This window comes from Rhodobacter sp. NTK016B, assembly GCF_017303295.1.
In the GTDB taxonomy this organism is placed as follows: Bacteria; Pseudomonadota; Alphaproteobacteria; order Rhodobacterales; family Rhodobacteraceae; genus Pararhodobacter.
In genome coordinates, this window is sequence record NZ_JAFKOK010000006.1 from 1 (window position 1) to 25,509 (window position 25,509).

The 25,509-nt window shown below is 61.9% G+C and carries 37 protein-coding genes and 1 pseudogene; 28 read left to right on the forward strand and 10 right to left on the reverse strand.

The genetic code is table 11. The features are described from left to right. Positions 1-561: 561 nt before the first annotated feature. The 3 genes from JI664_RS08965 to JI664_RS08975 form a co-directional block, all read right to left on the reverse strand. A complete protein-coding gene (locus tag JI664_RS08965) occupies positions 562-1,260 on the reverse strand; it encodes a VIT1/CCC1 transporter family protein (protein ID WP_207013389.1) in 699 nt (232 codons plus the stop codon). 157 nt (positions 1,261-1,417) lie between these two features. Next, a complete protein-coding gene (locus JI664_RS08970) occupies positions 1,418-1,747 on the reverse strand; it encodes a chaperone modulator CbpM (RefSeq protein ID WP_207013390.1) in 330 nt (109 codons plus the stop codon). Then, positions 1,744-2,688, reverse strand: coding sequence for a DnaJ C-terminal domain-containing protein (locus JI664_RS08975; RefSeq protein ID WP_207013391.1), 945 nt, complete (start codon positions 2,686-2,688; stop codon positions 1,744-1,746). The genes JI664_RS08970 and JI664_RS08975 overlap by 4 nt, the downstream gene beginning before the upstream one ends. Positions 2,689-3,114: 426 nt before the next feature. On the opposite strand from JI664_RS08975, the gene JI664_RS08980 reads away from it, so the two are divergent. The 3 genes from JI664_RS08980 to JI664_RS08990 are packed head-to-tail and all read left to right on the forward strand — an operon-like array spanning position 3,115 to position 5,935. Next, positions 3,115-4,056 carry an efflux RND transporter periplasmic adaptor subunit gene (locus JI664_RS08980; RefSeq protein WP_349768701.1) on the forward strand — a complete coding sequence of 314 codons (942 nt, stop codon included), beginning with the start codon at positions 3,115-3,117 and terminating at the stop codon, positions 4,054-4,056. After that, positions 4,056-5,261 (forward strand): ABC transporter permease, encoded by a 1,206-nt coding sequence (locus JI664_RS08985; protein WP_207013393.1) that lies wholly within the window; start codon positions 4,056-4,058, stop codon positions 5,259-5,261. The genes JI664_RS08980 and JI664_RS08985 overlap by 1 nt, the downstream gene beginning before the upstream one ends. Next, positions 5,258-5,935, forward strand: coding sequence for an ABC transporter ATP-binding protein (locus JI664_RS08990; RefSeq protein WP_207013394.1), 678 nt, complete (start codon positions 5,258-5,260; stop codon positions 5,933-5,935). The genes JI664_RS08985 and JI664_RS08990 overlap by 4 nt, the downstream gene beginning before the upstream one ends. Positions 5,936-5,952: 17 nt before the next feature. Here the strand turns inward: JI664_RS08990 and JI664_RS23945 are convergent, their stop codons facing one another. The 6 genes and pseudogenes from JI664_RS23945 to JI664_RS09010 all read right to left on the reverse strand — a co-directional run bounded on the left by JI664_RS23945 (position 5,953) and on the right by JI664_RS09010 (position 7,971). Further along, positions 5,953-6,384: an SDR family NAD(P)-dependent oxidoreductase gene (locus JI664_RS23945; protein WP_414707730.1), complete on the reverse strand. Its 432-nt coding sequence runs from the start codon at positions 6,382-6,384 to the stop codon at positions 5,953-5,955. Continuing rightward, positions 6,321-6,461, reverse strand: a pseudogene (locus JI664_RS24235) (SDR family NAD(P)-dependent oxidoreductase); the annotation flags it as partial. The pseudogene JI664_RS24235 and the gene JI664_RS23945, both read right to left, overlap by 64 nt. 61 nt (positions 6,462-6,522) lie before the next feature. Next, complete coding sequence (locus JI664_RS23955) at positions 6,523-6,675, reverse strand: SDR family NAD(P)-dependent oxidoreductase (protein WP_349768702.1); 153 nt, start codon at positions 6,673-6,675, stop codon at positions 6,523-6,525. Between the two features lie 85 nt (positions 6,676-6,760). Next, positions 6,761-7,084 carry a hypothetical protein gene (locus tag JI664_RS09000; protein WP_207013395.1) on the reverse strand — a complete coding sequence of 108 codons (324 nt, stop codon included), beginning with the start codon at positions 7,082-7,084 and terminating at the stop codon, positions 6,761-6,763. A 62-nt stretch (positions 7,085-7,146) separates the two neighbouring features. After that, the gene (locus JI664_RS09005; RefSeq protein WP_207013396.1) at positions 7,147-7,458 is read right to left on the reverse strand and encodes a DUF883 C-terminal domain-containing protein; all 312 of its coding nucleotides are present in this window, start codon (positions 7,456-7,458) and stop codon (positions 7,147-7,149) included. Between the two features lie 81 nt (positions 7,459-7,539). Further along, positions 7,540-7,971: a cupin domain-containing protein gene (locus JI664_RS09010; protein ID WP_207013397.1), complete on the reverse strand. Its 432-nt coding sequence runs from the start codon at positions 7,969-7,971 to the stop codon at positions 7,540-7,542. A 458-nt stretch (positions 7,972-8,429) separates the two neighbouring features. Here JI664_RS09010 and JI664_RS23960 point away from each other — a divergent pair, with 458 nt between their 5' ends. The 23 genes from JI664_RS23960 to JI664_RS09120 all read left to right on the forward strand — a co-directional run bounded on the left by JI664_RS23960 (position 8,430) and on the right by JI664_RS09120 (position 23,718). Then, on the forward strand, positions 8,430-8,555 hold the full coding sequence (locus tag JI664_RS23960) for a hypothetical protein (protein WP_286173985.1): 126 nt from the start codon (positions 8,430-8,432) through the stop codon (positions 8,553-8,555). A gap of 223 nt (positions 8,556-8,778) precedes the next feature. Next, entirely contained in the window at positions 8,779-10,224 is a 1,446-nt protein-coding gene (gene atpD, locus JI664_RS09015; protein WP_207013398.1) for a F0F1 ATP synthase subunit beta, read from the forward strand. 11 nt (positions 10,225-10,235) lie between these two features. Next, positions 10,236-10,631, forward strand: coding sequence for a F0F1 ATP synthase subunit epsilon (locus JI664_RS09020; protein WP_349768703.1), 396 nt, complete (start codon positions 10,236-10,238; stop codon positions 10,629-10,631). After that, on the forward strand, positions 10,628-10,921 hold the full coding sequence (locus tag JI664_RS09025; RefSeq protein WP_207013399.1) for an AtpZ/AtpI family protein: 294 nt from the start codon (positions 10,628-10,630) through the stop codon (positions 10,919-10,921). Before JI664_RS09020 ends, JI664_RS09025 begins: the two co-directional genes overlap by 4 nt. Then, positions 10,918-11,208 carry an ATP synthase subunit I gene (locus tag JI664_RS09030; protein ID WP_207013400.1) on the forward strand — a complete coding sequence of 97 codons (291 nt, stop codon included), beginning with the start codon at positions 10,918-10,920 and terminating at the stop codon, positions 11,206-11,208. Before JI664_RS09025 ends, JI664_RS09030 begins: the two co-directional genes overlap by 4 nt. Beyond that, the gene (locus JI664_RS09035) at positions 11,205-11,903 is read left to right on the forward strand and encodes a F0F1 ATP synthase subunit A (protein ID WP_207013401.1); all 699 of its coding nucleotides are present in this window, start codon (positions 11,205-11,207) and stop codon (positions 11,901-11,903) included. The genes JI664_RS09030 and JI664_RS09035 overlap by 4 nt, the downstream gene beginning before the upstream one ends. Continuing rightward, positions 11,903-12,148: a F0F1 ATP synthase subunit C gene (locus JI664_RS09040; RefSeq protein WP_019953286.1), complete on the forward strand. Its 246-nt coding sequence runs from the start codon at positions 11,903-11,905 to the stop codon at positions 12,146-12,148. The genes JI664_RS09035 and JI664_RS09040 overlap by 1 nt, the downstream gene beginning before the upstream one ends. A gap of 4 nt (positions 12,149-12,152) precedes the next feature. Continuing rightward, positions 12,153-12,890, forward strand: coding sequence for an ATP synthase F0 subunit B (locus tag JI664_RS09045; protein WP_207013402.1), 738 nt, complete (start codon positions 12,153-12,155; stop codon positions 12,888-12,890). Beyond that, complete coding sequence (locus JI664_RS09050) at positions 12,880-14,403, forward strand: F0F1 ATP synthase subunit alpha (RefSeq protein ID WP_207013403.1); 1,524 nt, start codon at positions 12,880-12,882, stop codon at positions 14,401-14,403. The genes JI664_RS09045 and JI664_RS09050 overlap by 11 nt, the downstream gene beginning before the upstream one ends. After that, positions 14,400-15,254, forward strand: coding sequence for a F0F1 ATP synthase subunit gamma (locus tag JI664_RS09055; RefSeq protein ID WP_207013404.1), 855 nt, complete (start codon positions 14,400-14,402; stop codon positions 15,252-15,254). Before JI664_RS09050 ends, JI664_RS09055 begins: the two co-directional genes overlap by 4 nt. 168 nt (positions 15,255-15,422) lie before the next feature. Beyond that, positions 15,423-15,839: a hypothetical protein gene (locus tag JI664_RS09060; RefSeq protein ID WP_207013405.1), complete on the forward strand. Its 417-nt coding sequence runs from the start codon at positions 15,423-15,425 to the stop codon at positions 15,837-15,839. Between the two features lie 63 nt (positions 15,840-15,902). Beyond that, the gene (locus tag JI664_RS09065) at positions 15,903-16,265 is read left to right on the forward strand and encodes a hypothetical protein (protein ID WP_207013406.1); all 363 of its coding nucleotides are present in this window, start codon (positions 15,903-15,905) and stop codon (positions 16,263-16,265) included. A 146-nt stretch (positions 16,266-16,411) separates the two neighbouring features. Continuing rightward, complete coding sequence (locus JI664_RS09070) at positions 16,412-16,906, forward strand: hypothetical protein (RefSeq protein WP_207013407.1); 495 nt, start codon at positions 16,412-16,414, stop codon at positions 16,904-16,906. Between the two features lie 210 nt (positions 16,907-17,116). Then, the gene (locus tag JI664_RS09075) at positions 17,117-18,568 is read left to right on the forward strand and encodes a YfcC family protein (protein ID WP_207013408.1); all 1,452 of its coding nucleotides are present in this window, start codon (positions 17,117-17,119) and stop codon (positions 18,566-18,568) included. Then, positions 18,565-19,788: an arginine deiminase gene (locus JI664_RS09080; RefSeq protein ID WP_207013409.1), complete on the forward strand. Its 1,224-nt coding sequence runs from the start codon at positions 18,565-18,567 to the stop codon at positions 19,786-19,788. The genes JI664_RS09075 and JI664_RS09080 overlap by 4 nt, the downstream gene beginning before the upstream one ends. Before the next feature lie 10 nt (positions 19,789-19,798). Beyond that, complete coding sequence (argF, locus tag JI664_RS09085) at positions 19,799-20,800, forward strand: ornithine carbamoyltransferase (RefSeq protein WP_207013410.1); 1,002 nt, start codon at positions 19,799-19,801, stop codon at positions 20,798-20,800. A gap of 1 nt (position 20,801) precedes the next feature. Then, positions 20,802-21,818, forward strand: a complete 1,017-nt coding sequence (gene arcC / locus JI664_RS09090; RefSeq protein WP_207013411.1) for a carbamate kinase — start codon at positions 20,802-20,804, stop codon at positions 21,816-21,818. A gap of 127 nt (positions 21,819-21,945) precedes the next feature. Then, complete coding sequence (locus tag JI664_RS09095) at positions 21,946-22,143, forward strand: hypothetical protein (protein WP_207013412.1); 198 nt, start codon at positions 21,946-21,948, stop codon at positions 22,141-22,143. A gap of 176 nt (positions 22,144-22,319) precedes the next feature. After that, positions 22,320-22,700: a glycine zipper domain-containing protein gene (locus tag JI664_RS09100; RefSeq protein ID WP_207013413.1), complete on the forward strand. Its 381-nt coding sequence runs from the start codon at positions 22,320-22,322 to the stop codon at positions 22,698-22,700. Positions 22,701-22,703: 3 nt separating this feature from the next. Then, a complete protein-coding gene (locus tag JI664_RS24240) occupies positions 22,704-22,955 on the forward strand; it encodes an OmpA family protein (protein WP_414707731.1) in 252 nt (83 codons plus the stop codon). A gap of 43 nt (positions 22,956-22,998) precedes the next feature. Further along, positions 22,999-23,220 (forward strand): CsbD family protein, encoded by a 222-nt coding sequence (locus JI664_RS09110; protein ID WP_286173986.1) that lies wholly within the window; start codon positions 22,999-23,001, stop codon positions 23,218-23,220. A gap of 117 nt (positions 23,221-23,337) precedes the next feature. Next, a complete protein-coding gene (locus JI664_RS09115; RefSeq protein WP_165617216.1) occupies positions 23,338-23,478 on the forward strand; it encodes a hypothetical protein in 141 nt (46 codons plus the stop codon). A gap of 75 nt (positions 23,479-23,553) precedes the next feature. Continuing rightward, entirely contained in the window at positions 23,554-23,718 is a 165-nt protein-coding gene (locus tag JI664_RS09120) for a DUF3309 family protein (RefSeq protein ID WP_207013415.1), read from the forward strand. 23 nt (positions 23,719-23,741) lie between these two features. Here JI664_RS09120 and JI664_RS09125 read toward each other — a convergent pair whose 3' ends face one another. Then, the gene (locus JI664_RS09125; protein ID WP_207013416.1) at positions 23,742-24,470 is read right to left on the reverse strand and encodes a Crp/Fnr family transcriptional regulator; all 729 of its coding nucleotides are present in this window, start codon (positions 24,468-24,470) and stop codon (positions 23,742-23,744) included. A gap of 167 nt (positions 24,471-24,637) precedes the next feature. Between JI664_RS09125 and JI664_RS09130 the strand changes: the two genes are divergently transcribed. Beyond that, positions 24,638-24,859, forward strand: coding sequence for a hypothetical protein (locus tag JI664_RS09130; protein ID WP_414707732.1), 222 nt, complete (start codon positions 24,638-24,640; stop codon positions 24,857-24,859). A gap of 69 nt (positions 24,860-24,928) precedes the next feature. Beyond that, positions 24,929-25,195 (forward strand): hypothetical protein, encoded by a 267-nt coding sequence (locus JI664_RS23965; RefSeq protein ID WP_286174014.1) that lies wholly within the window; start codon positions 24,929-24,931, stop codon positions 25,193-25,195. The last annotated feature ends 314 nt before the right edge of the window (positions 25,196-25,509 follow it).

Sequence of the window (25,509 nt, forward strand, 5' to 3'; positions counted from 1 at the left end):
TCCTTCCATTCCGTCGAATGGATCGCACCATCAAACCGTGGGACAAAACACCCAGCAACGTGACAGGGGGCTCTTCACTTGGCTAGTGCATGGATAGTTGCAGGCAGATCAATAACAATAGCCCAAGATACTTCGGCGCGAAACCATGCGGCCCTCGATTTCAGGATGACCTGAAAACCGTGCCGTCAACGAACTTCCCGCGAGACTGGGTCAGGCAAGAAGGTTGCATAAACGGAATGCGGGCCCCAGCAGCGTCGTCGGCAGGCTCCGGAAGGTTGCCAGCGACACTCGGGCGGCAAGAAATCGAAACAACTTCGGGTGGCGCGCGACACCGGCGCGGGCTTCTGGATTGTCCCGGATCGCCGTTCCGAGCGAACGCAGGATGGAGACCGCGAAGGGCCATCCCCGCCGGAGCCGCGAGATCAGGAACCAAAGAAGCGCAAGTATGACGACGACAGCGCCCGCGAAGAGGCCGACGTGCGTGGTCGTCGGCCCACCGCCCTACGCGGGAGAATGGCTTGGCCCGCGTGTGCAAGCCGCGAGTTTCATGGCGGTGAGCGTTCAAGCGACAACCCCGAAGAGCATGCCAACGCCAGCGGTCGCGGCCATGGCAAGTGCGCCCCAGAGCGTGACGCGAACGGCTCCCTTGACGACGCCCGCACCACCGACCGATGCGCCGAGTCCGCCCAGCACTGAAAGCGCGACCAGAGTGGTGACCGCGACGACGAGAGTGATCTGGGGCGCAGGAACCAGCACAGCAATGATGAGCGGTATGACGGCGCCGACAGCAAAGGTCGCCGCTGACACCAGAGCCGCCTGGATCGGATGCGCGGTCACGGTCTCAGAGATGCCAAGCTCGTCACGCGAATGGGCGCCAAGTGCGTCTTTGTCGGACAGCTGGATCGCGACCTGGCGCGCGAGGCCATCGTCAAGCCCGCGCGCAACGTAGATGCGTGTGAGCTCGTCGAGCTCGGCCTCGGGTGTTTCCCCCAGTTCGCGGGTTTCGCGCGCGATGTCGGCCTGCTCCGCATCGGTCTGTGAACTGACGGAGACGTATTCGCCCGCCGCCATCGACATCGCGCCGGCGACGAGCCCGGCAAGACCCGCGATCAGGATCTCGGGACGCCCGGAACCTGCCGCAGCGACCCCGACGACCAAGCTTGCGGTGGAGACGAGACCGTCATTGGCTCCGAGAACGGCCGCCCGCAGCCAGCCGATGCGATGGATCATGTGATTTTCGGAGTGTGAGAGACCGCTCATGGGATAGCTCCTTGCGTGATTGGGGCCAGACCGATGGCGGCCGCCCCGTGGCTGCGGCAACCTTGGCTCCTGTGGCGCGATGCGAAACGCACAATCCAGGACGGACTCTTTTTTGACAGGCCGGTAAGTCTTGAAACTGGCCGCGGAAAGAAGGCATTCACAGCCGCTTCAACTCAGCCCTGAGCCGTGCCTGCAGGTCGGCCGGCAGAGCGTCGATCGCGCGGGCCACCGCCGCGAGTTCCTGACGCGCCGCGTGCAGCTGGTCGACGAGCGAGATCACGATGCCGAGGCCCGTCTCGTCCAGATCGAGGTCCTGAGACAGGTCACACAGCAGTTCCAGGCGCGCGATGTCGATGCGTCGAAAGACATAGCCGCCGGCGTCACGCTGCGGCCGGACGAGGTCGCTCTGCACGAATTGGTACAGCCGGGCGCGCGTCAACCGTGTCACAGTGGCGACGACGTCTGCCTCGGTAAACAGGTCTGTCATGTCCCGGCCCTCTTCATCAGGTCGACCCGCGGGTCATGGGCGTGTGTCTTGCGCCATTCTGCGAGGAAATCGCGCAGGCCGTCATCGGCCTCCGATGGCGCGACGATCCGCAATTCGACCTTCTGATCGCCTTTCGTCTTGCTCCGCGGATACGCGACGCCACGTCCGCGCAGCCTGAGCACCTGGCCAGAACTTGCGCCCGGCGGGATCGTCAGGCTGACCCGGCCGTCGATCGTGGGAACCGGCACCTTGCCGCCAAGAATGGCCTCGTCGATGGTGATCGGCAGCGTCAGCAGGATATCGTCGCCCTCGCGCCGGAACACCGGATGGGGTTGGACGAAGACAGTGATCAGCGCATCCCCGGCAGGCCCGCCGCCCAAGCCCGGCGCCCCTTTGCCGCGCAGCCGCAGCGTCTGGCCGTCTTCGGTGCCCTGAGGGATCTTGACCGCGAGGCTCTGGCCATCCGGCAAGGTGATCCGTGTCTCGGCGCCCCGCGCCGCATCGAGGAAGGGCACCTCGAGCGAATAGCGCAGATCCGCGCCCGACGCCGAAAACCCGCCGCCGCCAAAATCGGTTCCCTGCGACCGCGCGCGATTGCGGAGGATCTCCGCGAAGAAATCCGCCGGGTCGGCGTCAGGTCCGAAGCCGCGCCCTTGCTGATACGTGTTGTCCGCCGCATCGGCGAAATCACGATAGTACCGCCGCTGAGGGCGCTCTGCGCCGAGGCCATCGATCTCTCCCGCATCGTATCGTGCGCGGGTCTCGGGATCTTTCAGGATCTCGTAGGCGGCAGAGATCGACTTGAACCGCGCCTCGGCCCCTGCATCGTCTGGATGCAGATCGGGGTGGCTTGTCCGCACCAGTTTCCGATACGCCTTCTTTATGTCGTCAGCCGTGGCAGCCTTCGTGAGGCCGAGCACTTCGTATGGATCGTTGGACATCCGGGCTCCCTGTTCGACACCCATCGCATGGTGAGGTGGCAAGCCCCCGCGAACGGAATGAACCCGTTCAAAATGCCATAGCGACGCCTGCTTCGTCGCTGATCTATGTCAGGGTGGGAAAGGCATGATCCGGTATAATTCACAAGGTGATGTCTCACCGAAGAATTCTATTCACCAGTGCGCAAAGACTTCTCGGAAGGAGCCAGCTTGGACGCGGCAAAAAACAGACCCACAAGGGAACAGGGGAGTCCTCCGCCGCGAGATAAACCTGTATCCGGACCGCTTGTTCCAGCTCTGCGACCGGTCGCTCCCAAGCCTGCCGCAAAGCGTCGACTCTGGTTTTGGGGCGCTGCCGGCCTGCTGGGCCTGGCACTCGCTGGCTTCGTCTGGTCCCAGTTCTGGATGGCGCGGCCAACAGCGGTCACGGTGGAAATCGCGGCCCTCGCCCCGGTCACGCGTGTGCTTGCGGTCAACGGCCGGATCGCGGCGGTGCGTTCCGTCGATGTAAGATCCGTGGTGTCTGGCAACTTGGTGGGGCTTCACGTTGCAGAGGGCGACATCGTGGAGAAAAACCAGATCCTGGCGCAAGTCGATGCGGCGGCACAGAATGCCACGGTCCGGCAGGCCATGGCCGCATTGGACGCCGCCCTCGTGGCGCAGCAACAGGCGACCGAGATCTATGAGCGTGCGGTAGCACTGGGTAGCAATATTCCCAGATCGGAACTGGAGGCGAACACCCATGCCGTCCAGTCGTCAGCACAGGAGGTCGCCCGCCTCACGGCCGCTCTGGATCAGGCGCAAATCGTTCTGGAGGATCATACGATCCGTGCCCCCGTCGCCGGAACCGTTCTTGAACTGGACGCCGAAGAGGGGCAGATCGTTGGCCCCACCAGCCGCCTGCTCACCCTCGCCGATCTGAGCGAGATACTGGTCGAGGCCGATGTCGACGAGGCCTATGCGACGCAGATCGCCGTAGGCCAGCCTGCCGTGCTGCAACTGGCCGGTGACACCGGAACGCATCAGGGACATGTCAGCTTCGTGTCAAACCGCGTGGATGAGGCGACCGGTGGGCTTGCCATCGAGATCAGCTTTGATGCGCCTGTTGCGGCACCCGTCGGCCTGACGGTTACTACGAACATCATCGTGGACCAGCGCGATGCGGCGCTGACCGTGCCGCGCACCGCCTTGGTGAATGGTGATGCGGTTTTCGTGTTTGTCGACGGCGTGGCGCAACTGCATCCCGTGACGGTTGTGGAATGGCCCGCAGCCCGACTGATTGCAACGGCGGGGCTGGAGGAAGGCAACGCCGTGATCGTCGATGCAACAGGCATCTCGAACGGTCAGCCGGTCGCCGTGGATGAACCCTGATGCTCTACGCGCTGAAGATTGCGACCCGTTACCTCACGGCCAACAAAGCCCAGACCGCCCTCCTGGTTACCGGTGTCGCGGTGGGCGTGTTCATCTTCATCTTTATGTCGGCGCTGATCGGGGGCTTGGCCGAATTCATTCTCTCGCGCACCGTAGGGGACATTTCACACATCACCATAGAAGCGGAAACTGCCGACCCGGCCTTGTTGATCTCGCCCGAAGGCCATGTGCTGGTCGTCGCCGAACGGGGCCGCGCGCGAACGGCGACCCTGGCCGAGGCCGCCACGTGGCTGCCACTGATCGAGACCGTCCCCGGCGTGCGCGCCGTCTCACCGCAGATCACGGGAGCCGGGTTTCTCACCCGCGGCGCGCAGGTTTCTCAGGTCAGCGTGACCGGGGTCGAGCCGGGGCGCGAATCCGCGATTCTCGACCTTGCCGGTTATATGGTTACGGGCGATGTGCGGCTCGGCTCGGGGCTGATCGTTCTTGGACGTGACTTGGCCGATGATCTTGCGCTGTCGGTCGGTCAGACCCTGCGGCTCCAGAGTTCGAGTGGCGTCATTTCAACGCTGACCCTCAGTGGCATATTCAAGACCGGCAATGGCGGGATGGACGGCGCACGCGCGTTTGTCAGTCTTTCGACCGCTCGAACATTGTTCTCCATGCCGCAAGGCGTCTCGCGGATCGAAATCAAGCTGGATGATCTAAACGCCGCCGATGCGACCGCCCTGCGGATACGGGCCCTGACGGGGCTTGATGCTGTTCCATGGACGGACGGGGCCGAACAATTGATGGAGGCGCTGAATGCTCAGGCGCAGACCGGGTATTTCCTGAAGACCTTCGCGCTCATCACGATCGTGATCGGTGTTGCCTCTGCCCTTCTGCTGTCGACCTACCGTCGCCGCCCCGAGATCGGGATCATGCGGGCGATGGGGGCCGGACGTAGGTTTGTGATCTTTGTCTTTGTCGCACAAGGGGCGCTGATAGGACTGATGGGCGGGGTCACAGGTGCGGCGTTGGGATACCTCGCCCTGTTGCCCTTTCCCTCGCGTGACGCGTTCCAGCCGGGCACTCTGCCGATGGACATCACGCAAGGATCTTACGGTCTGGCCATCACGCTTACAGTGATCGGCGCGATCCTGGCCTCGATCTTACCCGCACGTTCGGCCGCGCGGGTCGATCCCGTCACGGCGATCGGCCAATGAGCACGCTTCTCGAGGTCCGCGAGCTGTTCAAAACATACGGCACGGGAGAGGCCACAACACGAGTGCTGCGCGGCCTGTCGTTGTGCCTTGAGGCGGGAGAACTGGCCGCGCTTCTGGGTCCTTCAGGTTCAGGCAAGAGCACGCTCCTCACAATCCTCGGAACATTGATGAAGCCCACCTCCGGCAGCTACGTGATGCTCGGCCAGGACATGATCGCCGCAGATGACAAAGCGCTGACCGACTTTCGCAATGCCCACATTGGCTTCGTTTTCCAATTCCACAACCTTCTGCCAGATTTCACTGCGCTGGAAAACGTGGTCTTCCCCACGGCCGTACGTGAAGGGCGCGAGACACCTGCCGCCCGTGCGCGTGGCCGCGAGTTACTGTCCCGCATGGGGCTGGCTGATCGTATCGAATTCCCCTCGGCCAACCTTTCGGGCGGGCAAAAGCAACGAGTCGCTGTTGCCCGTGCCTTGATGAACAGTCCGGAACTGGTGCTGGCGGACGAGCCGACCGGGAACCTGGACCGAGACTCAGCAAATCAGGTGATGGACCTGATCGGACAGATCAACCGCGAGGAAGGCACGACCTTCCTGATCTCGACCCATGACGAAAAGATTGCCGGTTTCTGTCGGCGCCAGATCGTCGTGGGCGACGGGATTATGACCGGTTAGGCCGAGGCAGCGAGTGCTTACTGCGCGGAATAGCCGCCATCGATGAGGTGGTAGCTTCCGGTGATGAAACTGGCTTGATCCGATAGCAGGAAACAGGTCATTGCCGACACCTCCGCAGCCTCACCCGGACGCCCGACCGGGTGCAGGGCGGCGATGCCGTCCAGCGCCGCTGCGTCGAGGTTCTTGTCCAGAAGCGGCGTCGCGATGAAGCCCGGACCAACCGCGTTTACCCGAACCCCGGCCTTGGCGTATTCGATGGCCGCAACCTTTGTCAGGCCAACAACCCCATGTTTCGCGGCGACATAAGCACCGGCCGTCGCAAAACGACCGACCCAAGGATAGACGCCATATTGACGATCGCGCCGCCGCCTGCCTTGACCATTTCGGGAAGGCCAAAGCGCATGCCATGAAACACACCCGTCAGGTTGACGTCGATGACCTGTTGGCATCCATCAAGAGGATATTCGCCAACCGGTTGGACCGGACCGCTAGTACCCGCGTTATTGACAAGCAGGTGAAGTCCCATCCGTCTGCGCCGCAGAAAACGCCAAAAGAGCCTCTACATCAGCGGCGACACTTGCGTTGGTCTAGTGGATGTGAGCTGTGCCGCCGGATGCCTTGATCTGCTCGGCCACGGCGGACATTCCCGCTTCGTCCATATCCGCCAAGACCACTTTGGCCTTATAGCGAGCCAGATCCTGCGCAATTGCCGCACCGATGCCCGACGCGGCACCGGTCACGATGGCTCTCCTGCAAATGGATAAGTTCGGGAGAGGATGCACAGGTTGCATTGCTGCGTGCTAACGTATGTCATGGCGGTCGATCTCAATCCCGCCTGCCCTCGCCTAGGTATCGGGCAAGGACAAACGCTGCCGTGAAGGCAAACTCGGACGCAAGATCAGCTTTGCCCGTGGCAGTTGCCACTGGTCGGGAGACCGGCGGGTCTGAAGCGGTCTTTTTCGTAAAGCGATTTCTGGCAAGGACCAGCAGGCCCGCAGCCAGAACTGTCAATCCGAATCCGGTGAAAAGGGCCGCCGGTCCATACCCCACAACCACGCTGAGCGTGAGGTAAGCCCAGGTCGTCAGGAACGCCGCACCTGCGGCTCCGGTCACGCCCCCAGCCAGAGCAAGCACGATCGGCAGCAGCAAGTGTCGCGCGTCCTTTCGGACGCTGTGACCGATGCTGCGCACGATGTCATCGAATACACCCGTCACCGCCGCGACAGGGTCCCGGCCAGAAATCCCGCGCCGACGGCCAGGCCGATTGTCATGAAAGGGTGCGCCGCGACGGATTCCTCGAGCTGCGTCTCAGCGGAGCGGCCCTTGCTCTCGGCATAATGCTTCGCTTCGTCAAAGCCTTCTGCGATGTCCGCAACCATGCGGCTTCCGCGACGTCCCGCGATCCCGCTGACAGTCTCAGCGAGCCGCGACATGTCCTCCCGCAGGGCGGCCATTTGATGGACTACTGCTTCCATATCGGTTTCTGCGGTAGCTTTGGTGCTGGTATTGCTATCAGATGACATAATGATTTCCTTTGATTGGCGGGTTTTGGGGTGTCGTGGCATCTGAGGTGCTGTGCGGGCGTGACCTGAATGCGCAGCGCATCAGGTTCGGGCGGAGACCCGGACGACCTCTGCCGCCTGCTCAGTGCCTTCTCCCGAGAAAGCCTCGTCAGACGCATCGGCCTCGGTTTTCGTCTTTTGAACCAGTTGGTCCTCGTGATGCGGTGGGCCGTAGAGGGTGTAGAGCTTGAGCGCCTTATGACCTCTGCAGATCACATTGTGATGCGCGCCTGCGGGCACGACGATGCCGTCTCCAGCCTTGACCTTGTGCGTCACGCCGTCGATCACGACCATTCCTTTGCCCTCTTCGATGCGAAAGAACTGATCCGTGTCGGCGTGTATCTCGCCGCCGATTTCCGTCCCCGGCTCCAGAGACATCAGAACCAATTGCAGCTTTGTCCCTGAATAAAGAACACGTCGGAAGTTGGCGTTCTCTTCTGTCAGTTCTTCGATATTCGCGACATATCCGATCATGGTGCCTCTCCGCTCATTTCATCGCCTGGCTGGACGACATGACTCTGTGTGCCGCAGGTAAATCTTGGCCGCACTGATCGGCGTTAGCAGCATGATGCGTTTCACTTCGCTGCGGTTCGATTGGCCAAAATCCGCCTTTGGTCATAAGTGCTCACCACGGGCGTCATGAAGCGTCCTGCTTCATTTCATGGCCCGATAAAGCGGCCTCTCGCCGCGGCCTACTACCGTCAAAAGCGGGCTTGGGATCAGGTCTGGTAAACGTAGGTGCCGGGTGCCTGCACGATTGGGTCCAAGCCTTTGTCTGGCGCACCGATGGGGGGTGCCGGCGCGACACCGCTGCTTTTCCCTTCCAGCCAAGTCTTCCACGCGGGCCACCTAGAGCCCGGTTGCGGCGTATTTTGCGCAACCCAGGCTTCGGGGCCGACATAGTGCGCCCCGGCAGTATGACGCGAGCTCCGATGGTGACCGCGCGCCAGCTTTGGTTCGTTGATGATCCCGCTGTTGTGGCCGCCGCTCGTCAGGACAAAAGTCATATCGCTGTCAGTGAACAGTTGGGTTTTGTAGACGGACTGACCAAAGCCTGAGCGGCGCATACGCCCTGTGTGGCAAACGACAATTGTGGTCGCATTGATGCAGGTTAGCGCCCACCGTCGCGCAGAGTTCTATGCTGCTTTCAAGTGTTCCCCGCAGGCTGCCGTTTTCTGGCTGGTTGCCCGCGACAGGCAAGCAAAGAGGCCCCGTTTGACACCCCAACGCTCAGATCGAACACCGAAGACGGACAATACCCGGGTCGGGAACGACGCACAGGTGGATGATTGCAGCGAGGCGCTCGACGGTGTTGTACATGCCGTCAGAGGGGCGGTTGTCGATGTTGTCTTTGCCGGGGCCGAGCTTCCGCCGATCAATTCTGCCCTGGTCGTGAAATGGGACCGCCCGACCGTCCTTACTCTCGAAGTCCACAGCCACCTCGACCAGAAAACCGTCCGTGCGGTGGCGTTCCAATCCACTGCGGGCCTTGCCCGTGGCGTTTCGGTCCATGCCAGCGGCGGGTCGGTTACCGTGCCCGTGGGCGAAGCGGTTCTTGGAAGGCTTCTGGATGTTGTGGGTAACGTGCAGGACGAAGGGCCTGCCCTTCCTGACGATACACCGCGACGGTCGATCCACGCCCTGCCACCGCTTCTGAAATCCCAGACTGGCGCCACCGACGTGTTCGAAACGGGGATCAAGGTGATCGACCTGCTGACCCCGATGGCTCAGGGCGGCAAGGCCGCGATGTTCGGCGGCGCAGGCGTGGGCAAGACCGTTCTGGTGATGGAACTGATCCGCGCCATGGTCGAGAAATATGAAGGTATTTCCGTCTTCGCGGGCGTCGGTGAGAGATCACGCGAGGGGCATGAACTGCTGACTGAAATGCAGGACTCGGGCGTTCTGGAGCGCACCGTGCTGGTCTACGGCCAAATGAACGAGCCACCCGGCGCGCGCTGGCGGGCTCCGCTCACAGCCTTGACGATTTCGGAATATTTCCGCGACCAGAAGCACAAGAATGTCCTTCTTCTGATGGATAACGTGTTCCGCTTTGTTCAGGCCGGGGCCGAGGTATCGAGCCTTCTGGGCCGCCTGCCCTCGCGCGTGGGCTACCAGCCGACGCTCGCGACCGAAGTGGCGGGCCTGCAAGAGCGTATTGCCTCTGTGGCAGGCTCTGCCGTGACCGCCATTCAGGCTGTTTATGTGCCTGCCGACGATTTCACCGATCCCGCCGTGACCACGATTTCCGGGCACATGGATTGCGTCATCATGTTGTCCCGCGCCCAGGCCTCCGAGGGGTTTTATCCCGCGATTGACCCGCTGGGATCGTCGTCGATGCTGCTCGATCCGCTGGTTGTCGGTGACGAGCATTACCGAACCGCAGAAGCGGTCCGGCAAGCGCTGGCGCGGTTCCGCGAGTTGACGGACATCATTTCGCTGCTGGGAGTCGAGGAGCTTGGAGTCGCCGACCGCCTCATCGTCAAACGCGCACGCCGGTTGCAGCGGTTCCTGACCCAGCCGTTCATGGTAACCGAAGCCTTTACCGGCACACCGGGCGCCAGCGTGCCCCTCACCGAGACCCTCTCGGGGTGCCGCGCCATTCTGGACGGCGAAGCCGACGCGTGGTCCGAAAGCTCGCTCTACATGATCGGAACGCTGGCGGACGCAAGACAGAAAGAAGCCGCTGCCAATGCCTCGGACGCCACTGACGCCGAGGAAGTGGCGTGAGGTTGCGTATCGTGACCCCCCTGTCTGTCGTTGTGGACGAGGATGCCGAAAGCTTGCGGGCTCAGGACGCCAGCGGCAGCTTCGGCATTCGGCCCGGCCATGCCCCATTCCTGACCGCGCTCGCGGTTTCCATCCTAAGTTGGAAGACCGCCGGGCTTGAGCGGTTCTGCGCCTTGCGGGGCGGGGTGCTGACCGTGGCCGGTGGTAGCACCGTCGCGATCGCCACCCGCGAGGCCGTGGCGGGCGACGATCTGGCCACGCTGGACGCGGAGGTTCTGACCCGGTTTCAGACCGACGCCGACGAAGAACGGGTCGAACATGTCGAAACGATGCGACTTCAGATGAACGCCATCCGCCAGATGATCAGCGGGTTGCGTCGGGGCGCGGACAGGGGGCAGTTCCGGTGACCGAAGACCCATCAGAACCCCCAGAAACCGATCCTCTTGTCGAGGAGATCCGCAAGCATCGCAGCCGACGCGAGGCGTGGCTGCGCGAAGGTGACATGTCCGTCGGCAGGCGTCTGGCGCAAATCGGCGTGCTGGGCTGGATCTTTGTGGTGCCGACGCTCGCGGGCCTGTTCTTCGGACGCTGGCTCGATGCGCAATTTGAGACAGGCATCTTCTGGAGCGCCCCGATGATGCTGCTCGGACTTTTCATAGGCGGCTGGACCGCTTGGAAATGGATGAACGCACGATGACCGATCCCTCCACTCTCCCGCTCATCGTCCTTCTTCCGATCTGCTTTCTGGGTGGGCTCTTCATCGGGTGGGGCTATTTCCGTGCGCTTCGCGAGACTGCCAACCTGATCGTCGAAGGGGGCAAACCGCTCAGGGCGATCGTCCTGACTCTCGCGCGCATCTCGCTTCTGGCCACCGGCTTCTTCATCGCCGTGCTGGCAGGCGGCCTTGCCCTGCTGGCGGCGCTTGCAGGGGTCCTCTGCGCCAAGTGGATCATGCTCCGCAGGTTGCGGGATATCCCAACATGAACTCTCCGCTCGACTCCACCGTCCTGTTCCAGATTGGACCGGTTTCGATCACGCAAGCCATCGTCACAACTTGGGCGATCATGGCGATCCTGGTGATCGGGGCTTTTGCCCTGACGCGGCGGCTAGACCTCAGACCGACCCGGCGGCAGGCCGCGCTGGAGTTGATGGTCGCCACGCTCGACACCCAGATCACCGAGACAACGGGCGCCGTGCCCACACCCTATCGCGGGTTCATCGGCACGCTCTTTCTGTTCATCCTCGTGGCGAATTGGTCCTCGCTTGTGCCGGGGCTCGACCCTCCGACCGCACAGCTTGAAACCGATGCCGCCCTCGCCGTTCTGGTGTTCATGTCGGTGATCTGGTTCGGCATTCGCGCGGGCGGCGTTGGCGGCTGGCTGAAAACTTTCGCCGCGCCCAATCCGGTGATGATCCCGCTGAACATCCTGCAAAACCTGACGCGGGTCTTTTCCATGTTCGTCCGCCTGTTCGGCAACGTGATGAGTGGGGTGTTCGTCATCGGCATCGTCGCCTCGCTGGCTGGACTTCTGGTACCGATCCCTTTGATGGCGCTCGATCTTCTGACCGGCCTCGTGCAGGCCTACATCTTCGCGGTGCTTGCGATGGTGTTCATTACCTCTGCGGTCGAGGACGGCACACCCAAAACCGATCTGCCCCTAAAGAAAAAGGAGTCATGATGGACTATCTCAGCTTGGCCAGTATCTTCTGCGCCGCCTTTGCGGTCGCCTTTGGCGCTATCGGCCCCGCCCTTGCCGAGGGTCGCGCGGTCGCCGCCGCGATGGATGCCATCGCCCGCCAGCCCGATGCGGCAAACACGATCTCTCGCACGCTGTTCGTTGGGCTCGCGATGATCGAGACCACGGCAATCTATTGTCTGGTGATTGCGCTCCTGCTGCTCTTCGCCAACCCGCTACTGGCATGAGCGCATGACCCTCGATTGGTGGGGACTGGGTCTTCAGGCCATAAACGTCCTGATCCTCGTCTGGCTGCTCAGCCGCGTGTTCTGGCGTCCGGTTGCCGGGGCGATTACCCGGCGCCAGCAAGCGGCGCAAGCCATGCTGGACGAAGGCAAGACGGCACAAGCGAAGGCCGATGCGGCGCTGGCAGAGGTGGCCGAGGCCCGCGCAGGCATCGCGTCGGAACGCGATGCCATACTTGTCGAGGCCAAGGCAGCGGCGGACACAGTCGCGAAAGCTACGCTGAAGGATGCGCAAACCAAGGCCGACTCCCTGATCGCCGCCGCGCGTACCGCCATTGACCGCGACCGAAACACCGCACGGAAAGAGAACGCAAAGAGAGCCACCGAATTGTCGGTCGAGATTGCCGCCCGGCTTCTGGGGCGGTTCAACACGCCTGCGGTTCAGGCGACGTTCCTTGCGCAACTTGTCGAGGCGATCTCGGGCTTGTCCGCATCCGACCGCGTAGCGCTGATAGCCTCGGCAGATGATATCGAGATCATCACCGCGACAAACCCGGAGGACTCGGAAAGGGCCAAGATCGAACGCGCGGTAAAGGATGCGTTGGACGGCACGCCCAACGTTCGTCTTGTCACCGATCCCAGCCTGATCGCCGGACTGGAACTGCACAGCGGGCATTTCGTGCTGCACAACAGCTGGCGGGCCGATCTGGAGACTATCCTCAAGGAGGTCGAGAATGCCGCCTGACGCACCAAACTGGTTCACCTCGGCGCAAGGCGCAGTGCGGCGCGCGGCACTGGGCCCAAGACCAGAGCACAGGGGCCGTGTCGAGGAGATCGGGGACGGTGTGGCGATGATCTCGGGATTGCGCGACGTTCGGCTTGACGAAGTCCTGCGGTTCGAGGGCGGCCAATTCGGGTTCGCCCGGGTTCTGGACCCTGATCTGATTGGCTGCGTGTTCATCGACGCCGCGACCAAGGTCGAGGCGGGCGACGCCGTCTTCGGCACGGGCGAAGTGGTGAGCGTGCCCGTCGGAGAGGCGCTGCTCGGGCGCATCGTCGACCCACTTGGCCGCCCGTTGGACGGCAAGGGAGCGATCGAGGCCGAAGAGCGCTGGCCGATCGAGCGCCCGGCGCCGTCGATCATCGAACGCGATCTCGTGACCCAGCCGGTGCAAACCGGGATACTCGTGATGGACACGCTTTTCGCGCTTGGCCGGGGTCAGCGCGAATTGATCGTCGGCGACCATTCCACCGGAAAGACGACGCTGGCCACCGACGCGATGATCGCCCAAGCGCAGAGCGACATGATCTGCGTCTATGTCGCTGTGGGGCAAAAGACGTCCAGCGTGCGCCGCGCCATCGACGCGCTTGAAACCCATGGCAATTTCGCACGATGCATCGTGATTGTTGCAGGCTCCGCCTCGGCACCGGGGCTTCAATGGATCGCGCCCTATGCGGGCATGACCATGGCCGAATACTTCCGCGACAGGGGCGAGCATGCCCTTGTGGTGATCGACGATCTGTCAAAGCACGCCGCCACCCATCGTGAAATCGCCCTCCTGACCCGGCAATCTCCGGGGCGCGAGGCCTATCCGGGTGACGTGTTCTACATCCATGCCCGCCTGCTGGAACGGGCGGCCAAGCTGTCAAAGGCGCGGGGCGGCGGCTCCCTGACCGCCTTGCCGATTGCGGAAACCGATGCCGGGAACCTGTCGGCCTATATTCCGACCAACCTGATCTCGATCACCGATGGGCAGATCGTGCTGGATGCCGATCTGTTCCATCAGGGACAGAAACCGGCGGTGGATGTGGGGCTGAGCGTCAGCAGGGTCGGCGGCAAGACCCAGGCGCCCGTGCTGCGCGAGGCGGCCGGTACGCTGCGGCTCGACTATGCGCAGTTTCTGGAGCTCGAGGTCTTCACCCGGTTCGGGGGCATGCCCGAAGGTCGCGTGCGCGAGCAACTCAGACGCGGGAAAAGGATCCGCGCAATCCTGCGTCAGCCGCAGAATGCGCCGCTTCGGCTGGCAGATGAGGTGGCGATCCTGCTCGCCGTGCAGTCGGGACTGCTGGACCCCCTGTCACTCGATGCTGTTGCCGCCTTTCGGGACGAACTGCCGGATATCCTTGACCGTGACGCCCGCGATGCTTTGCGCGTCCTTTCCGAGACCGGGGAACTGACTGAGACGGCACGGGCTGCCCTGATCGCCGCGATGACCCGCCTTGTGACGCAGCTTGGCGATGCGGAGCCCGCGACATGACCGAACGGTTGACCGATGTCAGCGCCCGGATCGACGGCATTCGCCAGTTGGGGGCCGTGGTGAACGCGATGAAGGGCATCGCCGCCGCGCGCGCCAGCACCGCGCGCGCCGAGATCAAGGCCGTCGACAGCTATGCCGCAACAATTGCAAACGCGATATCCGATGCACTTGGCCCCGCGAGTCCCTCACCATCGGCCAAGACCTCCGAAAGCCAAGCCGACGGCATCGCCGGTCTTTTGGTATTCTGCGCCGAACAGGGCTTTGCCGGGGCCTTCAGTGAACGCGTTCTGGACAGCATCGAAGGCGACCTGTCGGCCACCACCCTGTTTCTGATCGGCAGCCGTGGCTTGTCCATCGCCGCCGCGCGTGGGCTCGATCCGGTCTGGTCTGTGCCGATGTCCTCGCACACCCCCGGCATCCCGAAATTGGCTGATACTATCGTCAAGGCGATTTACCGCTCCCTGGGCGAGAGTCGCCTCGAACGCGTGGATATGGTCCATGCCGGATGGGCGTCCGGGCAACCTCAAGTCGTCCGGCAGATTCTGTTGCCGGTCGATCTGTCGGCCCTGCCGCCGCCCGGGGCGACACGTCCGCTGACCCAGCTTCCAACAGACGCCCTGATCAATAGCCTCAGCGGGGACTATCTTCATGCTCTGGTCTGCAAGGCAGCACTTCATGCCTTTGCCGCCGAGAACGAGGCGCGCATGGAGGCCATGTCCGCCGCGGGCAGCCAGATCACGCGCGAGCTGGGCGAGTTCGAGGCGACTCTGCGGCAGGTACGACAGGAAGCGATCACAGCCGAAATCATCGAGCTGGGGACCGGTACTGCGTCCGCGCACGACGCAAGGTGAGCGCTACGGGGCTATCGTAGCCTCCTATTGATCTGGGTAAGCACAATGTAGCGCGATTTCCGTCATGTTGGTCGTGACCAAAGCTGTGGCACCCGCCCGTTTTGGTTCGACCGGCGCCATGACATCGGCCAGTTCGGCTCATGCAAACGGCGCCAGCAAGGATCCCGCATGGCATTCGCCCCGACGCAACATCGACAAGACCCGCACTTTGAGCCGTTTCTGCACGCGCCCTTGGGTGAAGATCGACGCGGAAGCAGCGTCACCGTTCTGTCGATGCTTGCCCGGCTCGGCGTCGACCCCTGGGGTGAGGCCTCGGACCTTGCCAAGTTGCCCGAGGGTGCGGCGCGGCAAAGATTGGAGGCGCTGATGACACGTTTCCATGATGTACCGACCCCTGTTTCGGATCGGAGCAGAATTGTCTCGGGCCTTCTTGGCCTGCTGCCGAGGCGGGCCGCGACGGCACGTTCACCCGAGGACGGCACTTCGGCCAAGCTTCCGCTGCCGGCGCAGGGATCCCCATTCTACTGGATCATCGCGGCAGCCCTGTTCGGTGGCTGGATCGCCATGCTGGCCCAAGGCCAATGAGTTGTGCGCCTGAGCGAAACAGCCATCACCCAGCACAACCGACAATCTTGAAAGGAGCCTTGAATGACTGCAGATGACACCCTCTGGGATCTGGAAGAACGCTTCTGGACACAGGGCGCCGACAGTGCGCGTCACGCCACGGCAAAAGGCGCCGTTTTCGTCTTGCCCTTTCCTGCCGGTATTCTTCAAGGCGATGCGCTTTGGAGAGAAAAAGACGTCGCCCAGCGGTGGCGTTCGGTCGAGATGAGCGAGCGTTACCTCTCGCGCCAGAACGACATTGCCGTGTTGGCCTATCGCGTCTCGGCCGAACGGGGAGACGAGCCGATCTGCGAGGCGCTCTGCACCTCGACCTACCTGAACGACGACGGCAAGTGGCTGCGCCTTGCGCACCAGCAGACGCCGATGGGGGATGCGCGCGAAGGGTGAACTGGTGAAGGTCCGCTGTGAGCCCAACCCACCAATTTGTCGCAACAAGTCGAATAGCCGGTCTTGATCTCCGGACTCAAAAATCAGGATTTGCGTAAGGCTCGTGATTGCCTTTATCTAGCGAGCATCAAGATCAGGAGGGTGCTTTGATCGATCGCCTTTTCGTTGGAGTTCTCGGCAACCGGAACTCGGGCAAATCGACGACGTGGAATACGTTGTTCAACGCGACGGTGCGCACAGGCAAGAACCCTCGAACTCTAACCCTCTACGGCGGGGAATGCGTTGAGATTTTTTTGATCAGCGGATCACCCGAAGAGCGTCAACTCTACGCTGGAGAAATTCTCGAACAACAGGACTGCCGCATTATATTGTGCTCAATCCAATACACCGAGATAGTGCGTAAGACGCTCGATTACGTCGTTGAGAATGATTTTGACATTTTCGTGCAATGGCTAAATCCAGGTCATTGTGATGCGGGCGAGAACTTCGACCGTTTAGGTTTGTTCCCTTGGCTCGTCGGGCACGAAGCGACCGTCGCTATACGTGACGGCAAAGCGCAACCGCAGGAACGAAGCGAGGAACTTCGTCAGTTCATCCACGGTTGGGCGAAAGCTCGCGATCTGACATTCTCTTGCCCCTAGTCCCGCCTTTGGCAAATTGCATAAATCATAGAAACTGAACATTTTGCCCAAGGCGATTATTCTGCCAATGACAGCTTCGTCCGCATTGCAGACTCCTCAGCCTCAAACATCCCCGCTAACCCCTGTCAGTCCGTCACCTGCCATCTTCGCCTAACCTTGCCGTAACAGCCGCGCCCATCCTCGCGGCCCCCGCCGGCAAAAGGACACCCGATGGCACACCCCGCAACGCCCGCTACCGACACCGCGTCCCGGTTCCGCTTCCCCTCTGCCTATACCATCCTGTTCGCGCTGATCGTGATCATCGCTGGCCTGACATGGGTGATCCCGGCCGGTGAGTATGAACGCGTTGCCTCGGAGGCGCTTGGCCAGGACATTCCGGTGGCGGGAACCTACGCGCCCACCGACGCCAATCCGCAAGGCTTTTTCGACGTCATCCTGGCCCCGATCGCCGGCTTCTACGATCCGGGCAGCTACGCCGCCAATGCCATCGACGTCGCCTTGTTCGTGCTGATGATCGGCGGGTTCATCGGTGTTGTGACGGCCACGGGGGCCATCGATGCGGGCATCAAGCGCGCGATGGCACGGCTGAAGGGGCGGGAAAAGTGGATGATCCCGATCCTCATGGCGCTGTTTGCAGCGGGCGGCTCGACCTATGGCATGGCCGAGGAAACGCTGGCCTTTTACGTCATCCTGACGCCGGTGATGATCGCGGCTGGCTATGACGCGCTGACTGCCGTGGCCGTTATCCTGCTGGGCGCCGGGGTGGGTGTGCTCGGCTCGACCGTGAACGCCTTTTCGACCGTGATCGCGTCGGACGCCGCCGGGGTGCCGTTCACCGACGGGCTGATGCTGCGGCTGGTCCTGCTCGCACTCACCTTCGCCGCAGCCGTCGCTTACGTCATGCGATATGCCGCACGCGTCAAGGCCGACCCGTCGCGCTCACTCGTCTATGACAGGAAGGGCGAGAACGAGACGCATTTCTTGAGCGCAACCGAGGCCGGAGCCAGCGACTTCACCGGGTTGCACAAGATAGTGATGCTGCTGTTCGCCGCGACCTTCGCCGTGATGATCTGGGGCGTCTCGCTGGGCGGTTGGTGGATGGCCGAGATGAGCGGACTGTTCCTGTTCGCCGGCATCGGCATAGGCATCGTGGGGCGTCTGGGCGAAAAGGGACTCGTCGACGCCTTCGTTGGCGGTGCGCGCGACCTGCTGGGCGTGGCGCTGATCATCGGGCTGGCGCGGGGCATCGTCGTGATCATGGACGCGGGCCACATCACCGATACTGTCCTGCACTGGGCCGAAGGCACCGTCGCGGGCCTGAACGAGGTCGTTTTCATCAACGTGATGTACTGGATTCAGGTCGTCCTGTCCTTCTTCGTGCCCTCAACCTCGGGCCTTGCCGTTCTGTCCATGCCGATCCTTGCCCCCGTCGGTGACTTTGCCGGCGTATCGCGCAGCCTTGTGGTAACCGCGTTCCAGTCGGCAGAAGGCATGGTCAATCTGGTCACACCAACCTCTGCCGTTGTCATGGGCGGCCTCGCCATCGGGCGCGTGCCCTATGAACGCTGGCTGCGCTTCGTCTGGCCGGTGCTCTTGGGTCTCACGATTATTGTCATGGCCGCCCTCAGCCTTGGCGTCCTTCTGCAAGGAACCCCGACATGACGATCACTTACGGCGTCCATTCCGAGGCGGGCAAACTGCGGCGAGTCCTCGTTCACAAGCCCGGTGCCGCCATGGCGCGGCTGACGCCCGGCAACTGTGCCGAGCTGCTGTTCGATGATGTGATGTGGGTCAAACAGGCGCGGATTGACCACATGACCTTTGTCGATGCCATGCGCAATCGCGGGGTCGAGGTGGTGTTTCTGCGCCAGTTGCTGATGGAAACACTGAAAGAGATGGACGCCCGCCGCTGGCTTCTTGAGGCGCGGATCAATGACAACACCGTGGGCGTCGGTCTGGCGGATGACCTCATGGCGCACCTGATGGAGATCGACGCCGATCTGCTGTCCACCATCCTGATCGGCGGTATGAGCCGGGCCGAACTGCCGATCCCGGACAAGGGCGTACTTGCCCCCATGCTGGAGCCTGCAGATTTCATCCTGCCACCGTTGCCCAACCACATCTTCACCCGCGACACGACCTGCTGGATCTACGGCGGCGTCACGCTCAACCCGATGCACTGGCCCGCGCGGCGACTGGAAACGCTGAACCTCGCCGCGATCTATCGCTTTCACCCCGACTTCAAGGACGCGGGGTTTCCCGTCTGGTGGGGAGATCCAAAGCAGGATCATGGCCCGGCGACGGTCGAAGGTGGGGATGTCATGCCCATCGGAAACGGCACCGTTCTGATCGGCATGGGGGAGCGCACAACACCGCAAGCGGTCAGCCAGATTGCGCGCGGGCTATTCGCTGGAGGTGGCGCGACCCGTGTCATCGCCTGCCAGTTTCCCCGCGCGCGCGGGTCCATGCATCTGGATACGGTCTTCACCTTCTGCGACCGCGATCTCGTCACTGTCTTTGCCGAAGTCACCGATGCCATCCGTTGCTACAGTCTGCGCCCCGGCAAGGGAGATGACGTCGTCGTGGAGGCCGAAACGAAACCGTTTCTGGAGGTCGTGGCTGACGCCCTTGGCCTCAAGAAACTGCGCACCGTCCCAACCGGCGGCGATGCCTATGAATCCGCCCGTGAACAATGGGACGATGCCAACAACCTGCTGTGCCTCGAGCCCGGCGTTGTCGTCGGATACGAACGCAACGTCTACTCCAACACCCTTCTGCGCAAGGCGGGTGTCGAGGTCATCACCATTCCCGGATCGGAACTTGGACGTGGGCGCGGTGGATCACACTGCATGACCTGCCCCCTGATCCGCGACCCCATTTAAGGAACATCCAATGCCACAGAACCTGCGCGGACGCAGCTTTATCAAGCTGCTTGATTTCACGCCGGACGAAATCCGGCATCTTTTGCAACTCGCCGCCACCCTCAAGATGGCGAAAGCGGGCGGATATGAACAGCAAATGCTGGACGGCAAGAACATCGCCCTGATCTTTGAAAAGGACAGCACGCGCACCCGCAGTGGGTTTGAGGTGGCGGCCTACGATCAGGGTGCGCATGTCACCTATCTTGGGCCATCGGGCAGCCATATCGGCCACAAGGAAACCATGAAGGACACCGCGCGGGTTCTGGGCCGGTTCTACGATGGGATCGAGTATCGTGGCTTTGGCCAAAAGGATGCCGAGGTTCTGGCGGAATTCTCAGGCGTGCCGGTGTTCAACGGGCTTACGGATGATTTCCACCCGACACAGATCCTCGCCGATCTGATGACCATGCGCGAGTTCACACACAAACATCTGTCTGATATCGCCTTTTGCTTCATGGGGGATGCCGGCAACAACATGGGCTCAAGCCTGATGGTGGGCGCCGCCCTGATCGGAATGGACATCCGCCTGTGTGGTCCCCAAAGCTGCTGGCCTGACGCGGGCCTCGTGGCGCAGTGCCGAGACCTGGCCGAGACGACCGGAGCCCGGATAACCCTGACCGAGAAGCATGCCGAAGGGCTTGAAGGAGCCGATTTCGTCTATACGGATGTCTGGGTCTCCATGGGGGAGCCTGATGAGGTCTGGGAAGAGCGGATCGCTCTCCTGTCGCCCTATCAGGTCAACACAAAGGTCATGGAGATGACCGGCAATCCCTACGCCAAGTTTCTCCACTGCCTTCCTGCCTTCCACAACCGCGACACCGAAGTGGGCGAGGCGACGTTCCAGAAATTCGGGATCGACTGCATGGAGGTGACCGACAAAGTGTTCGAAAGCGCAGCCTCCGTCGTCTTTGATCAGGCAGAGAACCGAATGCACACAATCAAGGCGGTGCTTGTCGCCACGATGGGGTCCTGAAATGCGCGTGGTAGTGGCCCTTGGCGGCAACGCGCTTTTGCAGCGCGGAGAGCCGATGACGGCCGAAGCGCAGCATACGAATGTGCGGATCGCGGCAACGGCGCTGGCAGACCTGGCCCGCGATCATCAGATCGTGGTGGCGCACGGCAACGGGCCGCAGGTCGGCCTTCTGGCGCTTCAGGGGGCGGCCTACGATGCGGCGAAGCCCTGGCCGCTGGATGTGCTGGGCGCCGAAACCGAGGGCATGATCGGATATCTGATCGAGCAAGAGCTTATGAACGCCCTCCCCGAGGGATCGCAATGTGCCACCCTGCTCAGTCGGGTAGAGGTCGATCCGAATGACCCCGCGTTTGAGACCCCGAGCAAGCCCATTGGTCCCGTCTACACTGAGGCCGATGCAAAGCAGGCGGCACAAGATCATGGCTGGGCCATGGTCACCGAAGGCTCCGGCGGCCGCCGCCGCGTCGTTCCCTCGCCGCTGCCCCTCAGGATCGTGGGCCTGGACGCCATCAAGGTCCTTCTGGGCGCCGGGCACACCGTGATCTGCGCCGGGGGTGGTGGCATTCCCGTCATGCGGAACACGGACGGGGAGATGATGGGCGTCGAGGCGGTCATCGACAAGGACCGCACGTCGGCATTGCTGGCTTTGGGCGTCGAGGCCGACGCGCTCTTGCTGCTGACCGATGTGCCGGCGGTCTTCCGCAACTATGGCAAAGCGGATCAAAGCGCGATTCGCGCAGCGACACCCGAGGCGATGAGCGACCTCGAGCTCGCACCGGGGTCGATGGGTCCAAAGGTCGGTGCCGCCATCGCCTTTGTCCAGGCCAGCGGAAAGCGTGCGGGTATTGGTCAATTGAAGGACGCTCGCGCGATCCTTGAGGGCCGGGCAGGCACGCGCGTGCTGCCGAACAAGGCAAAGTCCCTCCGAAAAACCGACCCAGGTCAAAAGTCCTCCGGATTCACGGGAGCAGACCAACCTGTATCAGTATGGCTCGACGACGGTGGTGCGATAGTCTGAACGTTCACCGTATATCGGTGGACATTTACCAGTCCGAGTGAGCCTGAGACACGGGGGGCAAGCTGTCCCCTCGTCCCCATGCCCCGCGTGTTTCCCGTTTCCGGACCGTCCTCGAAAGGACAATCCAATGACACCCGCCACCAACAAATCGACCAACGTCGCCGACAAGATGAAAACCGTGAAGGCCGCGTGGGACAAGGCGCCCTCCGGTCCGAAGAAGGACGCGGCGCTGAAGCATTACCAAGCTGCGGAAAAGGCCCACACGGCCAAGAACGACGCCGACACACACAAGTCCCTCGACGCCGCGACCCACGCTCTCGCGTGACGTGATGGCTTCCCTGCCCGGAAATACGAGCCGGGCAGGCGAAAACGGGAAACCAATTTATGAGTTCCCGCTCGAACCTTCGCCTTGAGACAATAGACGAAAAAGACTTTTCGCCCAGTTCGACGCATTGCACCACGTCATTTTCTGAAAAGGCTCTCTCCAGAAGGACACGTTCCATGATCAAGATTTCTGGAGTTCTTTCTGCGACAACAATCATCGCCTTGGCTGGCTGTACCTACAACGATGGCACGGCGAACCAACCGGTAACGGGTGCAATAATTGGAGGCGTAACGGGCGCGGCTGTTGGCAACGTCATTGGGGATGACACGCGATTCACCATCATCGGCGGCGCGATCGGCGCTGCAGTCGGAGGTCCCATCGGGGCCAACATCGCCCAACAGGAACGCGAGTTGAACCAGCAGCTCGCAGGCACTGGCGCGGTCATCACCAACACCGGCAGCCAGTTGCGTGTTAATCTGCCCGAGGGTGTAACGTTCTTGACAGGGCGCGCCGCGGTGGCCTCCAGTTTCCGGCCCGCCCTGCGAGAGGTCGCCTGATCGCTGGAAGCGCACCCGAACTCAACCGTCCGTGTCGTGGGTCATACCGACAACGTCGGCTCTGCCGCTTATTGCCAACAGCTGAGCCAGGACCGGGCCTTGGCCGTGGCACGCATCCTGATTGGGGACGGCGTATCCTCGTCGCGGATTACCTATTCCGGTCGCAGCCACAACGAGCCAATCACGACAAATGCCACCGCTGCCGGCAGGCAGCAAAACCGTCGGGTCGAAATCGTGATCACGCCGACGCGCTGACCTGCATCAGTACGCAAACTGCACAAACACGGCAGGATGCTTCATGGTCGCCACACGTTTGGCGGCCGCAGCTCTAGGAAAGGAACGGGTGATGGACAAGGATCGGGTGATCGGCTCCGCAAAGGTCGTCAAAGGCAAGGCTAAGGTTGCAGTCGGCAAGGCGATCGGCGACTCAAAGCTTGAGGCGGAAGGACAGGCTGAAAAGGTCGAGGGCAAGGTTCAGAACGCTGTCGGCAGCATCAAAGATACCATCCGTGACGCCTAGAACCCCCGTACTTCGAGCGTCCACCAATTCGCAGGCAATGGTCCCGGCAGCACGGCCCCCTAGCGATCAGTGTTCCGTCTTGGACAAGAGTTCCACGTGCCAGAGAGGACAGTTCCTATGAGCCGAAATCTTCTTCTCGTCTTGATCGGAGTCCTCGCGGTCTGCCTCATCGGCGCAGGCTATTTCTACTATCAGGAACGCCAAAGCGGCATCGACATCGAGATCAACGAGCATGGCGTGACCATCGAGGGGAACTGAAACGACCTCTTGCCGACAATACCACCATCGGTGCGTCTTGCATGACGCGCGGCGCCCCCCAAAGGAGAAATCGCTATGTCACTCGGTACGATCCTGATCATCATTCTTATCATTTTTCTTCTCGGCGGGTTCAGCGGGCGCTTCGGCGGCTATGGCTACGGCTTCGGTCATGCCGGAACCGGTGTTCTTGGCGCGTTTCTGATCATCGTGGTCATCCTGATGCTGCTGGGTCGCATCTGACGGCAGGCAAATACAGCACGACTTTAATGGAGAAGTGGCCCTTTCTGGTCCATGTAAGACGGTTCGAACCCGGCGAAATTGACCAGTTGATCATAATCGTCGAACGCGACGAACCCGTCCCGAAACGTGACCATTCCGGCTTCGCGCAACTGCCTCAGCACTCGGTTGACGTGGACGGCACTCAGCCCAAGCGCGTCAGCCAGAAGGTATTGGCTCAGCGGACAGGCATAACCTTCCTTGCTCCCCAATCCGACCAAGGCAAGCCTGGCACCAAGCTCCAGCAGGAAATGCGCCATGCGTTCGGCCGCATCGCGGCGTCCCAAATCCACCAGATGCTCGACCACCATCGCCTCGTCGCGGGACGCGGCCCACAGTACCGCGGTGGCCAGTCGGGGCGTGTGAGCAAATGCGGTCAGAAGGTCGGTGACAAGAATTTCCGTCACTTCGATGTCCGTCACGGGTTCGATGCTGTGATCCGACACGTTCAAAAGCACACTGCGAAGCCCCAGAAAATCGCCAGGGATCTGGAAATCAACGATCTGCCGCTGACCATCCTCAAGAAGCTTGTAGGAACAGGCCCAACCAGAGGCGAGGATATAGGCGGCCTGATCTGACTGCCCCTGATGGACAAGATCGCGCCCCGCCACGAACGTACGGCGGCGCTTGTGCAAGGACGCAAGCACCGACAATTCGGGGTCTGACAGGGCGACGAATGCGCCAAGCTTGCGGACAAGCGGTGTGTTTTCGATCATTTGTCCCTCTTCGGTAGTCGGCGAAGACCTAGCAAAAGAAATCGCCCGTGGGACTGATGTCCATCAGCACAGTATATTAGATTCCTTGCGAGTCTGCTCCGTAAGCAGCAGGCGCATCTCAGCGTCGCGCTCGTTGGAAAGGCCAATACCCTATGACAGACGACCAAATGCATTCAGGAATGGCCGCGCTTACCATCTGCGAAGCTCTGCTTCTCGCGCTGAATGACGCGCAGATTTTGCCCGAGAAAGAGATCATGGGTGTTCTCACGGATGCAGCGGCAACCCACGAGAACGCAATCGGGTCCGAAGCTGATGCCGTAAAGCACCGCGCCGCTGCAGCTCTGATCCGCAGGATCATCGCCGGAGGGAATTCAGTCCGCAGACCCTGACTGTGCGCATGTCCTCATTTTGTGACCCTCCGTGTCCGGAGGAAGGCCCCCTACGACAGGAGAAAGACCATGAAACATAGTGAGAAATCGGCCGCTGCTTCTATTTTCGAGGCGCAAGAGGTGACAAAAATCCCAATAAGAACAGCAACAAGACGCCTGCACAGAACGAACCCTACGCAACAGATGACAGCGGGAAAAAGCTCGACCGTCCCGGCTTTGATCTGGGCGGATCTTCCGGCGATACATATGCCGGGACAAGCTTGGGCCTTGGCAATGATTCATCCGACACGCCGGGCGACAGGCGGCTTCCCGGTCGGCGACGTGACAAAAAGCTAACGATCCCACCCCGGGGTGGGCCCGAGTCCGGTGGTCCAGCCAAGCCTCCCTGTAAGCCGGCACGCCGCAAAACGCAGGTTTCGGTGAACGCTCTCCAGATTGGCACGCTGCTGATCGTCTTCCCGATCATCGTGCAAGGGCTCACCGTCACGCCTCTGGCCAAGAGGCTTCGGGGGGAAGCGGATCCACAGTTTCCTGTACTGATCCACGATCCGGCCCGAGGGAAACTAACGATCTGCCAAAAGCCCAAGAACCTCGCCCAGACGATCCACGCAATATAGCGCGGTTGTCGGGTGGTTGTCCCCTGAAGACAA

Coding starts and splice junctions, on each gene's coding strand:
- JI664_RS08965 (WP_207013389.1), bottom strand. CDS start 1,260: ATGAGCGGTCTCTCACACTCCGAAAATCACATGATCCATCGCATCGGC.
- JI664_RS08970 (WP_207013390.1), bottom strand. CDS start 1,747: ATGACAGACCTGTTTACCGAGGCAGACGTCGTCGCCACTGTGACACGG.
- JI664_RS08975 (WP_207013391.1), bottom strand. CDS start 2,688: ATGTCCAACGATCCATACGAAGTGCTCGGCCTCACGAAGGCTGCCACG.
- JI664_RS08985 (WP_207013393.1), top strand. CDS start 4,056: ATGCTCTACGCGCTGAAGATTGCGACCCGTTACCTCACGGCCAACAAA.
- JI664_RS08990 (WP_207013394.1), top strand. CDS start 5,258: ATGAGCACGCTTCTCGAGGTCCGCGAGCTGTTCAAAACATACGGCACG.
- JI664_RS23945 (WP_414707730.1), bottom strand. CDS start 6,384: ATGCCAACAGGTCATCGACGTCAACCTGACGGGTGTGTTTCATGGCAT.
- JI664_RS09005 (WP_207013396.1), bottom strand. CDS start 7,458: ATGTCATCTGATAGCAATACCAGCACCAAAGCTACCGCAGAAACCGAT.
- JI664_RS09010 (WP_207013397.1), bottom strand. CDS start 7,971: ATGATCGGATATGTCGCGAATATCGAAGAACTGACAGAAGAGAACGCC.
- JI664_RS23960 (WP_286173985.1), top strand. CDS start 8,430: ATGGTGACCGCGCGCCAGCTTTGGTTCGTTGATGATCCCGCTGTTGTG.
- JI664_RS09030 (WP_207013400.1), top strand. CDS start 10,918: ATGACCGATCCCTCCACTCTCCCGCTCATCGTCCTTCTTCCGATCTGC.
- JI664_RS09035 (WP_207013401.1), top strand. CDS start 11,205: ATGAACTCTCCGCTCGACTCCACCGTCCTGTTCCAGATTGGACCGGTT.
- JI664_RS09040 (WP_019953286.1), top strand. CDS start 11,903: ATGGACTATCTCAGCTTGGCCAGTATCTTCTGCGCCGCCTTTGCGGTC.
- JI664_RS09045 (WP_207013402.1), top strand. CDS start 12,153: ATGACCCTCGATTGGTGGGGACTGGGTCTTCAGGCCATAAACGTCCTG.
- JI664_RS09050 (WP_207013403.1), top strand. CDS start 12,880: ATGCCGCCTGACGCACCAAACTGGTTCACCTCGGCGCAAGGCGCAGTG.
- JI664_RS09055 (WP_207013404.1), top strand. CDS start 14,400: ATGACCGAACGGTTGACCGATGTCAGCGCCCGGATCGACGGCATTCGC.
- JI664_RS09060 (WP_207013405.1), top strand. CDS start 15,423: ATGGCATTCGCCCCGACGCAACATCGACAAGACCCGCACTTTGAGCCG.
- JI664_RS09065 (WP_207013406.1), top strand. CDS start 15,903: ATGACTGCAGATGACACCCTCTGGGATCTGGAAGAACGCTTCTGGACA.
- JI664_RS09075 (WP_207013408.1), top strand. CDS start 17,117: ATGGCACACCCCGCAACGCCCGCTACCGACACCGCGTCCCGGTTCCGC.
- JI664_RS09080 (WP_207013409.1), top strand. CDS start 18,565: ATGACGATCACTTACGGCGTCCATTCCGAGGCGGGCAAACTGCGGCGA.
- argF (WP_207013410.1), top strand. CDS start 19,799: ATGCCACAGAACCTGCGCGGACGCAGCTTTATCAAGCTGCTTGATTTC.
- arcC (WP_207013411.1), top strand. CDS start 20,802: ATGCGCGTGGTAGTGGCCCTTGGCGGCAACGCGCTTTTGCAGCGCGGA.
- JI664_RS09095 (WP_207013412.1), top strand. CDS start 21,946: ATGACACCCGCCACCAACAAATCGACCAACGTCGCCGACAAGATGAAA.
- JI664_RS09100 (WP_207013413.1), top strand. CDS start 22,320: ATGATCAAGATTTCTGGAGTTCTTTCTGCGACAACAATCATCGCCTTG.
- JI664_RS09110 (WP_286173986.1), top strand. CDS start 22,999: ATGGTCGCCACACGTTTGGCGGCCGCAGCTCTAGGAAAGGAACGGGTG.
- JI664_RS09115 (WP_165617216.1), top strand. CDS start 23,338: ATGAGCCGAAATCTTCTTCTCGTCTTGATCGGAGTCCTCGCGGTCTGC.
- JI664_RS09120 (WP_207013415.1), top strand. CDS start 23,554: ATGTCACTCGGTACGATCCTGATCATCATTCTTATCATTTTTCTTCTC.
- JI664_RS09125 (WP_207013416.1), bottom strand. CDS start 24,470: ATGATCGAAAACACACCGCTTGTCCGCAAGCTTGGCGCATTCGTCGCC.
- JI664_RS09130 (WP_414707732.1), top strand. CDS start 24,638: ATGCATTCAGGAATGGCCGCGCTTACCATCTGCGAAGCTCTGCTTCTC.
- JI664_RS23965 (WP_286174014.1), top strand. CDS start 24,929: ATGAAACATAGTGAGAAATCGGCCGCTGCTTCTATTTTCGAGGCGCAA.